Annotated in this window: 9 protein-coding genes; 8 read left to right on the forward strand and 1 reads right to left on the reverse strand. The window is 59.8% G+C overall.

All coding sequences use genetic code 11. The annotated features are described in order from the left end of the window. Positions 1–43: 43 nt before the first annotated feature. Genes L6418_RS00080 through fba form a run of 3 tightly spaced genes read left to right on the forward strand, consistent with a single transcriptional unit; the run spans position 44 to position 3,796 of the window. A complete protein-coding gene (locus L6418_RS00080) occupies positions 44–1,225 on the forward strand; it encodes a phosphoglycerate kinase (protein ID WP_237247448.1) in 1,182 nt (393 codons plus the stop codon). Positions 1,226–1,240: 15 nt separating this feature from the next. Further along, positions 1,241–2,680 carry a pyruvate kinase gene (gene pyk / locus L6418_RS00085; RefSeq protein WP_237247449.1) on the forward strand — a complete coding sequence of 480 codons (1,440 nt, stop codon included), beginning with the start codon at positions 1,241–1,243 and terminating at the stop codon, positions 2,678–2,680. A 51-nt stretch (positions 2,681–2,731) separates the two neighbouring features. Next, positions 2,732–3,796 carry a class II fructose-bisphosphate aldolase gene (gene fba / locus L6418_RS00090; protein WP_237247450.1) on the forward strand — a complete coding sequence of 355 codons (1,065 nt, stop codon included), beginning with the start codon at positions 2,732–2,734 and terminating at the stop codon, positions 3,794–3,796. A gap of 78 nt (positions 3,797–3,874) precedes the next feature. On the opposite strand, the gene L6418_RS00095 is transcribed toward fba, so the two are convergent. Then, positions 3,875–4,813, reverse strand: a complete 939-nt coding sequence (locus tag L6418_RS00095) for a LysR family transcriptional regulator (RefSeq protein ID WP_237247451.1) — start codon at positions 4,811–4,813, stop codon at positions 3,875–3,877. Between the two features lie 128 nt (positions 4,814–4,941). Between L6418_RS00095 and L6418_RS00100 the strand changes: the two genes are divergently transcribed. From L6418_RS00100 to purE, 5 genes are all read left to right on the forward strand, one after another. Then, a complete protein-coding gene (locus L6418_RS00100) occupies positions 4,942–6,321 on the forward strand; it encodes a ribulose-bisphosphate carboxylase (protein ID WP_237247452.1) in 1,380 nt (459 codons plus the stop codon). A 108-nt stretch (positions 6,322–6,429) separates the two neighbouring features. Then, positions 6,430–7,233, forward strand: coding sequence for a CbbQ/NirQ/NorQ/GpvN family protein (locus L6418_RS00105; protein ID WP_237247453.1), 804 nt, complete (start codon positions 6,430–6,432; stop codon positions 7,231–7,233). A gap of 4 nt (positions 7,234–7,237) precedes the next feature. Continuing rightward, positions 7,238–9,502, forward strand: coding sequence for a nitric oxide reductase activation protein NorD (locus L6418_RS00110; protein ID WP_237247454.1), 2,265 nt, complete (start codon positions 7,238–7,240; stop codon positions 9,500–9,502). A gap of 67 nt (positions 9,503–9,569) precedes the next feature. Next, on the forward strand, positions 9,570–10,571 hold the full coding sequence (locus L6418_RS00115) for a class 1 fructose-bisphosphatase (RefSeq protein WP_237247455.1): 1,002 nt from the start codon (positions 9,570–9,572) through the stop codon (positions 10,569–10,571). A 62-nt stretch (positions 10,572–10,633) separates the two neighbouring features. Further along, positions 10,634–11,128, forward strand: a complete 495-nt coding sequence (gene purE / locus L6418_RS00120; RefSeq protein WP_237248746.1) for a 5-(carboxyamino)imidazole ribonucleotide mutase — start codon at positions 10,634–10,636, stop codon at positions 11,126–11,128. Position 11,129 lies beyond the last annotated feature (1 nt).

Below are 11,129 nucleotides of genomic sequence, written 5' to 3' on the forward strand. Positions count from 1 at the left end.
TGCCAGCCCTTTTAGCTTTAAGTCTGCAACCAAGGAAAAAATCATGTCCGTTATCAAAATGACCGACCTGGATCTCAAGGGCAAACGCGTCCTGATCCGCTCCGACCTCAATGTGCCCGTCAAAGACGGCAAGGTCACCTCCGATGCACGTATCACCGCATCCATGGCCACCATCAATGCCGCGCTGAAAGCCGGTGCAAAAGTGATGGTGACATCCCACCTCGGCCGCCCCGAAGAAGGCGTGTTCTCGGAAGAGAACTCGCTCAAGCCGGTGGCCGATACCATCGCCAACAAGCTGGGCAAGCCCGTGCGCCTGATCCGCGACTGGACCGATGGCGGTTTCAACGTTGCCGAAGGCGAGCTGGTGCTGCTGGAGAACTGCCGCTTCAACAAGGGCGAGAAGAAGAGCAACGACGAACTGTCGAAGAAATATGCCGCCCTGTGCGACGTATTCGTGATGGATGCCTTCGGTACCGCGCACCGTGCAGAAGCCTCCACGCACGGCGTGGCTAAGTTCGCACCCGTTGCAGCTGCAGGCATCCTGCTTACCGAAGAGCTGGAAGCGTTGAGCAAGGCCTTGCTGAATCCGGCCCGTCCGATGGTCGCCATCGTCGGCGGTTCGAAGGTGTCGACCAAGCTGACCGTGCTCGAATCGCTGTCCGAGAAGTGCGAACAGCTGGTGGTCGGCGGCGGCATTGCCAACACCTTCCTGAAAGCGGTCGGCAAGAATGTCGGCAAGTCGCTGTGTGAAGACGACCTCGTCCCGACCGCACAGGCGCTGATCGAAAAAATGAAACAACGCGGCGCTAACATCCCCATCGCGGTGGATGTGGTGGTCGGCAAGAAGTTCGATGCCAACGAACCTGCCGTGCTGAAGGACGCCGGCGATGTGGCTGACGACGACATGATCTTCGACATCGGTCCCAAGTCCGCACAGGAACTGGCCGACATCATCATGAAGGCGGGCACTGTGGTCTGGAACGGACCGGTCGGGGTATTCGAGTTCGACCAGTTCGGGGAAGGCACCAAGGCCATCGCCAAGGCTATCGCCGAAACCAGCGCATTCACCCTGGCCGGCGGCGGCGACACCATTGCGGCGATCCAGAAGTACGACATCTACGACAAGGTGTCCTACATCTCCACCGCAGGCGGTGCGTTCCTGGAATTCCTCGAAGGCAAGACATTGCCAGCGGTTGAAATTCTGGAGCAACGCGCCAGGCAATAACTAACTAGGAATCTCATGCTGCGCAGAACAAAAATAGTAGCAACACTGGGGCCCGCTTCCAGCGACCAGAAGGTACTGGAACAAATGATCCGCGCGGGAGTGGATGTAGTACGGATGAACTTCTCCCACGGCTCGGCCCAGGATCACATGGATCGTGCCGAGAAGGTACGCGCCGCCGCCAGGGCCGCGGGACGTACCATCGGCATCCTGGCAGACCTGCAAGGACCAAAGATCCGCGTGCGCAAATTCGAGAACGACAAGATCACCCTGAACAAGGGCGATAAGTTCATTCTCGATGCATCGCTGGACGGCCTGGGCAACCAGGAACGGGTGGGACTGGATTACAAGGAACTCCCCAACGACGTGGATATCGGCACGGTATTGCTGCTCAACGACGGCATGCTGGAATTCCATGTCACGGGAGTCAAAGGTACCGAGGTGCATTGCATCGTCGTCCGCGGCGGCGTCCTGTCCAACAACAAGGGCATCAACCGCAAGGGCGGTGGATTGACGGCTCCTGCGCTGACCGAAAAAGACAAGGAAGACATCAAGACGGCAGCGCTGATCAAGGCGGATTTCCTGGCCGTATCCTTCCCGCGTTCGGCGGACGACATGAAGCTGGCGCGCGAACTGATGCATGCCGCCGGGGGAAAGAGCCTGCTGGTAGCCAAGATCGAGCGTGCCGAGGCGATCCCGGTACTCGGCTCCATCATCGACGCATCCGATGCCATCATGGTGGCGCGCGGCGATCTGGCGGTCGAGGTCGGCGATGCGGCGGTACCCGGCCTGCAAAAGAAGATGATCAAGATGGCGCGCGCGAGGAACAAGCTCGTCATCACGGCCACGCAGATGATGGAATCCATGATCACCAATCCGATCCCCACGCGCGCCGAAGTGTCCGACGTGGCGAACGCGGTACTGGATGGAACCGATGCAGTGATGCTGTCGGCGGAAACGGCAGTGGGCGATTATCCGGTCGAGACCATCGAAGCCATGGCCCGCATCTGCCTCAACGCGGAAAAGGAGACCGAAGAAAGTGCGATGGATCGCCGCCTGGACCAGAGCAAGTTCACGCGCATCGACCAGTCGATCGCGATGTCTGCACTGTATGCGGCGTCCCACTTTAAGGTGAAGGCAATCGTTGCGTTGACGCAGTCCGGTTCGACGGCGTTGTGGATGTCGCGCGTCAGCGCCGGCGCGCCCATTTTCGCGATGACGCCGATGGGGGCGACCCTGAGCAAGGTCACCCTGTTCAGCGGTGTGCATCCGATCGCATTCAAGATCGAAACCCACGATCATTCCGTGATCCTGCGGCAGGCGGAAGACGAGCTGTCGCGCCTGGGCATGGTGGAAGATGGTGATTTGATCGTGATGACCGTTGGTGAGGCGTTAGGCAAGGCTGGCCACACCAATACCATGAAGATCGTGCGCGTGGGCGACCACCGCAAGAATTAAGCAGGCATAAAAACACTGCAATCGTTTATGTAATTTATCTAGGAGAACAAAATGGCACTCGTATCCTTACGTCAACTACTCGATCACGCGGCAGAAAACAGCTACGGCCTGCCCGCGTTCAACGTCAACAACCTGGAGCAGGTCAAGGCGATCATGGAAGCGGCCGACGAATGCAACAGCCCGGTGATCATGCAGGGCTCCGCAGGCGCCCGCAAATATGCCGGCGAACCGTTCTTGCGCCACCTGATCGAAGCGGCCGTGGAAATGTATCCGCATATCCCCGTCGTCATGCACCAGGACCACGGCGCCTCGCCCGCAGTCTGTATCAATGCCATCAAATCCGGCTTCTCCAGCGTGATGATGGACGGTTCGCTGATGACCGACGGCAAGACTCCGTCGACTTTCGATTACAACGTGAACGTCACCCGCCAGGTGGTGGAGATGTCCCACGCCGTCGGCGTTTCCGTCGAAGGTGAACTGGGTTGTCTGGGTTCCCTGGAATCCGGCCACGGCGAAAAGGAAGACGGCCATGGCGCTGAAGGCAAGCTGAGCCACGACCAGTTGCTGACCGACCCGAACGAGGCAGCTGCGTTCGTCAAGGCCACGCAAGTCGATGCCTTGGCCATCGCCATCGGCACTTCGCATGGCGCCTACAAGTTCACCAAGCCGCCCACAGGCGAGACCCTGGCGATCAGCCGCATCAAGGAAATCCACGCGCGCATTCCCAATACCCATCTGGTGATGCATGGTTCTTCTTCCGTGCCGCAGGAATGGCTGGAGATCATCAACAAGTTCGGCGGTGCGATGCCGCAGACTTATGGCGTGCCGGTTGCAGAGATCGTCGAAGGCATCAAGCATGGCGTGCGCAAGGTGAACATCGATACCGACCTGCGCATGGCATCGACCGGCGCCACCCGCCGCTTCTTGGCCGAGAATCCGAAGGATTTCGACCCGCGCAAGTTCCTGGCCGAGACGACCAAGGCGATGAAGGCGATCTGCAAGGCACGCTACGAAGCGTTCGGTTCCGCCGGCCAGGCCGCCAAGATCAAGCCGATCTCGCTGGATTCTATGGCTACTCGCTACAGCAAGGGTGAGCTCAACGCGATCATCAAGTAATCGCTGCAACTCGCTTCAAACAGAAAGCGGCCTCCGGGCCGCTTTTTGTTTGTCCAACGCATTCGGCGGAACCTGTCGTCAAGCTCCGCTGCGGGAAGCCCTGCTGGCAGCGGCAGGGTTGGCCAGCCGTTCCGCTTCGGCCAGCAGGAACTTCAGGAATGCATTCGCCGCGGTGGACAAGCGCTTGTTCCTGCGCTGCACGATATGCCAGTTGCGCACAATGGGAAAGCCGTCGACATCGAGGATGCACAATCGATGGGTTTCCAGCTCCAGCTCGATTGCAGGGCGGGAAATGATGCCGATGCCGATGCGGGCATGGACGGATTGCTTGATGGCTTCATTGGTATCCATTTCCATATGTGCAGGCAACGGCAGGCGATGGCTGGCGAAGAAGCGCTCGACCACGCCGCGGGTACCGGAGCCGATCTCGCGCAACAGAAAAGTCTCACTCGACAGCTGGCGTGGCTGGATCCTTGTTTGCGTCGCCAGCGGATGATCCGGCGCGGCGATGACCACAAGCGGGTTCTGCATGAATGCCTGCGACACCATGTCCGTCCCCTCCGGCGGTTGTCCCATGATGGCCAGGTCGGCGACGTTATCGGACAGCTGTTTGAGTACGGCGTCGCGATTGGCCACGGAAAGACTGACGTTGATGCTGGGGTGGAGCTGGATGAATTTGGCGAGCAACTGCGGCATGAAATAGTTGGCTGTGCTGACTACGGAGATATTCAGGTGACCATGCTCCAGCCCTTTCATTTCGGCAAACACGGATTCCATGTCCTGCATCGTCTGCAATATGGAGCGGGCATGGTGCAGCAACTCCCGTCCAGCCTCAGTAAGAAACAGCTTCTTGCCGACCTGGTCGAACAAGGGCAGGCCGATTGCATGCTCGGTTTGCTTGATCTGCATCGATACTGCCGGCTGTGACAGATACAGTTCGGCCGCGGCCCGCGAATGGTTCAGATGGCGGGCGACGCATTCGAAAACCTGCAATTGGCGCAAAGAAATAGGCAGCATGGGAGATTTATACCATAAGCTTTACTTATGGTTCACATAAAAACAATTGACTGTTATTTATGATTCTCGGCGGTATAGTTCGCTCCGCAGTTTCAGAGAACGAATTCAATACCAACGAGGAGAAGTAAATGGATCAGTCCAATCGTTATTCCAACCTTGATCTCAAGGAAGCAGACCTGATCAAGGGTGGCAAGCACATCCTGGTCGCCTACAAGATGAAGCCCAAGGACGGGCACGGATATCTGGAAGCGGCAGCGCACTTTGCCGCCGAGTCCTCCACCGGAACCAACGTGGAAGTTTCCACCACCGACGATTTCACCAAGGGCGTTGACGCGCTGGTGTACTACATCGACGAAGCCACCGAAGATATGCGCATCGCCTATCCGCTGGAACTGTTCGACCGCAACGTCACCGATGGCCGCTTCATGCTGGTCTCGTTCCTGACGCTGGCGATTGGCAACAACCAGGGCATGGGCGACATCGAGCATGCCAAGATGATCGACTTCTATATGCCAGAGCGCGCAATCCAGATGTTCGACGGTCCTGCCACCGACATCTCCAACCTGTGGCGTATCCTGGGTCGTCCGATCAAGGACGGCGGCTACATCTCCGGCACCATCATCAAGCCGAAGCTGGGCCTGCGTCCCGAGCCGTTCGCCAAGGCTGCCTACCAGTTCTGGCTGGGTGGCGATTTCATCAAGAACGACGAGCCGCAAGGCAACCAGACTTTCTGCCCGCTGAAGAAAGTACTGCCGCTGGTATACGACGCACTCAAGCGTGCCCAGGACGAAACCGGCCAGGCCAAGCTGTTCTCGATGAACATCACCGCCGACGACCACTATGAAATGTGCGCTCGCGCAGACTACGCGCTGGAAGTGTTCGGTCCGGATGCGGACAAGCTGGCTTTCCTGGTCGACGGTTACGTCGGCGGCCCCGGCATGGTGACCACCGCTCGCCGCCAGTACCCCGGCCAATACCTGCACTATCACCGCGCCGGCCACGGCGCCGTGACCTCGCCTTCGGCCAAGCGCGGCTACACCGCCTTTGTGCTGGCGAAGATGAGCCGTCTGCAAGGTGCATCCGGCATCCACGTCGGCACCATGGGTTACGGCAAGATGGAAGGCGAGGGCGACGACCGCAACATCGCCTACATGATCGAGCGCGACGAGTGCCAAGGCCCAGTCTACTTCCAGAAGTGGTATGGCATGAAGCCGACCACGCCGATCATCTCCGGCGGCATGAACGCGCTGCGCCTGCCAGGCTTCTTCCAGAACCTGGGCCACGGCAACGTGATCAACACGGCCGGCGGCGGTTCCTACGGCCACATCGACAGCCCCGCAGCGGGTGCGATCTCCCTGCGCCAGGCTTACGAGTGCTGGAAATCGGGCGCCGATCCGATCCAGTACGCGAAGCAGCACAAGGAATTCGCCCGTGCGTTCGAGTCTTTCCCCAAAGATGCGGACAAGCTGTATCCGGGCTGGCGCGAAAAGCTGGGCGTACACAAGTAAGCTCGGCAGGAAAGCAGCAAAAATGCGCCCCCACACGATGGGGGCGTTTTTTTCCAGAACCCGATCCCGTGCAGACTGAACGGAATAGGGCCGAACAAAGGAGTCGCAATGGATAACAAGGAACAGTACAAAGTCCGCAAGGAACCGTTCTACCAGGCACAGCGCAACGAAGTCGCGCTGTATGAAGCCGCGTATGCCGCGCGCCTGCCGGTGATGGTGAAAGGCCCGACGGGTTGCGGCAAATCGCGCTTCATCGAATACATGGCGTGGAAGCTGAACAAGCCGCTGATCACCGTGGCTTGCAACGAGGATATGACCGCAAGCGACCTGGTGGGGAGATACCTGCTCGATGCCGGCGGAACGCGCTGGCTGGACGGTCCGTTGACCACCGCAGCGCGCATCGGCGCGATCTGCTACCTGGACGAAGTGGTCGAGGCACGCCAGGACACCACGGTGGTAATCCATCCGCTGACTGACCACCGCCGCACCCTGCCGCTGGACAAGAAGGGCGAACTGATCGAAGCGCACCCCGATTTCCAGCTGGTGATCTCCTACAACCCGGGCTACCAGAGCCTGATGAAGGACCTGAAGCAATCGACCAAGCAGCGTTTCACGGCCTTCGAGTTCGATTATCCGGAGGCGAGTGTCGAAGCCGGCATATTGAGCAAGGAGGCGGATATCGATCCGGCGCTGGCCACACGACTGGTGAAGATCGGCCAGGCCGCGCGCAACCTCAAGGGACATGGTCTGGACGAGGGCATCTCCACACGCCTGCTGGTATATGCGGCCACCCTGATCAAGGGCGGCGTCGAGGCCAAGGATGCGTGCCGCATGGCACTGGTGCGCCCGATCACCGACGATGCGGATATCCGCGACACGCTGGACCACGCCATCGACACCGTCTTTGCCTGATGCCATGAGCGTGCAAGCGACCGAAATAGCGGAAGAGTTGCAGCCCTACTGGAAGGAGCTCGCCTGCGGATTTCCGCGGGTGGCGGAAGTGTTTGCCGACCACATGCAGGCAGCCCTGGCGACCCTCTCCGGCTCAGGCATAACCGCCTATATCGAACAGGCACGCTTTCTCGGCAGGATGGGGCGCGGCGCGGAACCGATCCTGATCTTTCTTGAAGAGTGGCCCGAAATAGCGGCCATCGTCGGGGAAGAGGCTTTGCCCGACATCATCACGTTCATCCGCAAGATGTGGAAATCGCCGAACGGCACGGCCATCGTGCCGTTCCTGCAATCGCTGCCCGCGACCGCACGGCGTTTGCAGACGCGGGAGCTGCTGGCCGAATACCTTGCGATCGCGCTGGACCTGATGGAGCGCACCACCGGATCGGTGCACGGCATCCACCAGACCTTTCCCAGCCCCGGCCTGCCGGAGCTGTTCAAGCAGGCCCCGGCATTGCTGGCACAACTGTCGCTGGCTGGCCTCAGGAACTGGGTGGATTACGGCATCCGCTATTACGAAGATCATCCCGAGCGGCAGAAAGACTATTTCAGCCTGCAATCGGCCGACAGCCGCGCAGTGCTGCAACGCGAGCGGCACGGCACGCTGCTGGTGGATAACGAACGCAAACTGAGCCTGTACCTGCGCGGGTTGTGGCAGGACGACGACATGCTGATCCCCTATTCCAGCATGTACGACGAGTTGCGCAAGCCCGTTCCCTACTACGACAAACTGGGCATCCGACTGCCCGATGTGTACGACGATGTGCCGGGCGTCACCGGGCTGGATCGTTACCGTGCCACGCTGGCCCACATCGCAGGGCACCGGCGCTGGACCACCGCCATCATTGCGGACAACCTGAGCCCGTTCCAGCGCATGGCGGCTGAATTCCTCGAAGACAGCCGGGTGGAATACCTGGCGATGCGCGAATTTCCGGGCTTGCGCCGCATCTTCAAGGCCTTGCACCCGGTTCCCCAGGAACAGGCGTGCGACGCGGAAAAGGAATCGACGGTGCGTCACCGCTTGGCGATGCTGTCGCGGGCCATCCTCGATCCGCAACACGCATACCGGAATGCCGCCACCATCGAATTTGTGCAGCGCTTCCATGCGCTGCTGGAAGGCGGCGAGTCGTCCACCCAGGAAATGGCCAACCTTGGGGTTTCCTTCATCGCGAAGACGCGCCTGAAAAGCGATAACTTCGCCAACACGCATTTCAAGGACACGGTGATCGATTACCGCGACGACAACCGCCAGATGTGGAAATTCATCGAGGAAGGCGACGAGGAAGAGGCCTTCGACGAGCCGCGCAAGGTCGAGCCTGGCGAAGAACTCAAAGGCCTGCCGCCGCGCCACTACCACGAATGGGACTACCATAATCAGAGCTATCGTCCCGACTGGGTCAGCGTCTATGAGGGATTGCATCCGCAAGGGAATCCCGCAGACATCGATCGCCTGCTCGAAAAGCACGCAGGGTTGGCCAAGCGCCTGAAGAAGATGCTCGACCTGCTGAAACCGCAGGACAAGGTGCGCATCCGCTACCAGGAAGAAGGCAGCGAGCTCGACCTGGATGTGGCGATCCGCTCGCTCATCGACTACAAGAGCGGCGCGCAGCCCGATCCGCGCATCAACATGAGCCACCGTAACGACGGGCGCAGCATCGCGGTGATGCTGTTGCTCGATCTGTCGGAATCGCTGAACGAGCAAGCAGCGGGCAGCGACCAGACGATCCTGGAATTGAGCCAGGAGGCGGTGTCGTTGCTGGGCTGGGCGGTGGAAAAGCTCGGAGACCCGTTCGCCATTGCCGGCTTCCATTCCAATACGCGGCACGACGTGCGCTTCCTGCACATTAAGGGCTACAGCGAGAAGTGGGACGACACGGTGAAGAGCCGCCTGGCGGCAATGGAGGCAAGCTATTCCACGCGCATGGGCGCAGCGATGCGGCACGCCGCGCATTACCTCGAAAAGCAGCAGGCGGACAAGAAACTCATGCTGATCCTCACCGATGGCCAGCCCGCGGACGTGGATAGCAAGGACGGCGAGCTGCTGATCGCCGATACCCGACAAGCTGTCAAGGAATTGGACCAGCAGGGAATTTACAGCTACTGCATCAATCTTGACCCCAAAGCCGATGAATATGTGGCGGATATCTTCGGCAGGCAATACACCATCATCGACAAGGTGGCGCAGCTGCCGGAGAAATTGCCGGAGCTGTTCATTTCCTTGACCAAATAGCCGTAGAGCGCGCTGCGCAAAACCTGTAAAATCGGCAAGTTGAAAATTCAATCAGAGGAGAGCAGTAATGAGCAAGAGTTTGATCCAGTTCATCATCGAAGAACAGCGCCAGATACCCAATGCCAGCGGCGATTTCACCGGACTGCTGAGCGACGTGATTTCCGCCTGCAAGCAGATCGCGCATGACGTGAACAAGGGCGCGCTGATCGGCGTGCTGGGTAGCGCGGGCAGCGAGAACGTGCAAGGCGAGACGCAGAAGAAACTGGACGTTATCACCAACGAAGTGTTCATCAAGGCCAACGAGTGGAGCGGCCACCTGGCTGCGATGGCGTCGGAAGAGATGGACGATATCTACCCGATCCCGGCCAAGTATCCCAAGGGCAAGTACCTGATCACCTTCGACCCGCTGGACGGTTCCTCCAACATCGACGTGAACATCTCCGTCGGCACCATCTTCTCCATCCTGCGTTGCCCGGAAGGCGTGACCAACCCGACCGCAGCCGATTTCATGCAGCCGGGCACCAAGCAGATCTGCGCCGGTTATGCGCTGTATGGCCCGAATACCATGATCGTGCTGACCACCGGCCACGGCGTGAACGGCTTCACGCTGGACCGCGATGTGGGCGATTTCTTCCTGACCCACCCGAACATGACCATCCCGGCCGATACGGCGGAGTTCGCCATCAACATGTCCAACCAGCGTTTCTGGGAAAAGCCGGTGCAGCGCTACGTCGAGGAGTGCGTGAAGGGCAAGGACGGCGGCCGCGAGAAGAACTTCAACATGCGCTGGGTTGCCTCCATGGTTGCGGAAGTGCACCGCATTCTGACCCGCGGCGGCATCTTCATGTATCCGTTCGATACCAAGGATCCGACCAAGCCCGGCAAGCTGCGCCTGATGTACGAAGCCAACCCGATGTCGTTCATCGTCGAGCAGGCAGGCGGCGCCAGCTCTACCGGCCGCCAGCGCATCATGGAAATCCAGCCGACCGGCCTGCACCAGCGCGTGCCGGTGATCCTGGGTTCGAAGAACGAAGTCGAACGCGTGGTGGGCTACCACAAGGGCATGTAAATGCCGGGCGGCGCCACCGGCAACGGATATGGCGCCGCTGCTGCGCGAGCAAAGGAAATATGATGGGCAAACCCCTGGTTTCGATTGTGATGGGCAGTGCGAATGACTGGGAAATCATGCAGCAGGCCGCACGCGCATTGCAGGACTTTGGCGTGGCTTTCGATGCGCGCGTGATCTCGGCGCATCGCTCGCCCGATCTGCTGTTCGACTACATCAAGGACATGAGCGCGCAAGGCGTGCAATGCTTCATCGCCGGCGCCGGCGGTGCGGCACACCTGGCCGGCGTGATCGCCGGCAAGACCACGCTGCCGGTGCTGGGCGTGCCCATTCCTTCGAAATACCTGAAAGGGATGGACTCGCTGTTGTCCATCGTACAGATGCCGAAAGGGATACCGGTCGCCACCTTCGCCATCGGCGAAGCGGGCGCGGCGAACGCCGGATTGTTCGCTGTCTCCATGCTGGCAGCGCAAGACGGACAGATCGCGCAGAAACTGGCCGACTATCGCAAGAAGCAAGCCGAACAGATCGCCGCAACCACATTACCTACGTTGAGCTGAA

Origin of the sequence: Sideroxyarcus emersonii, from assembly GCF_021654335.1 — a bacterium.
Taxonomy (GTDB): domain Bacteria; phylum Pseudomonadota; class Gammaproteobacteria; order Burkholderiales; family Gallionellaceae; genus Sideroxyarcus; species Sideroxyarcus emersonii.

Bases quoted from the DNA above. Each gene is read 5' to 3' on its own strand.
- L6418_RS00080 (WP_237247448.1), top strand. From the start codon at position 44: ATGTCCGTTATCAAAATGACCGACCTGGATCTCAAGGGCAAACGCGTC.
- L6418_RS00115 (WP_237247455.1), top strand. From the start codon at position 9,570: ATGAGCAAGAGTTTGATCCAGTTCATCATCGAAGAACAGCGCCAGATA.
- L6418_RS00095 (WP_237247451.1), bottom strand. From the start codon at position 4,813: ATGCTGCCTATTTCTTTGCGCCAATTGCAGGTTTTCGAATGCGTCGCC.
- L6418_RS00110 (WP_237247454.1), top strand. From the start codon at position 7,238: ATGAGCGTGCAAGCGACCGAAATAGCGGAAGAGTTGCAGCCCTACTGG.
- L6418_RS00100 (WP_237247452.1), top strand. From the start codon at position 4,942: ATGGATCAGTCCAATCGTTATTCCAACCTTGATCTCAAGGAAGCAGAC.
- fba (WP_237247450.1), top strand. From the start codon at position 2,732: ATGGCACTCGTATCCTTACGTCAACTACTCGATCACGCGGCAGAAAAC.
- pyk (WP_237247449.1), top strand. From the start codon at position 1,241: ATGCTGCGCAGAACAAAAATAGTAGCAACACTGGGGCCCGCTTCCAGC.
- L6418_RS00105 (WP_237247453.1), top strand. From the start codon at position 6,430: ATGGATAACAAGGAACAGTACAAAGTCCGCAAGGAACCGTTCTACCAG.
- purE (WP_237248746.1), top strand. From the start codon at position 10,634: ATGGGCAAACCCCTGGTTTCGATTGTGATGGGCAGTGCGAATGACTGG.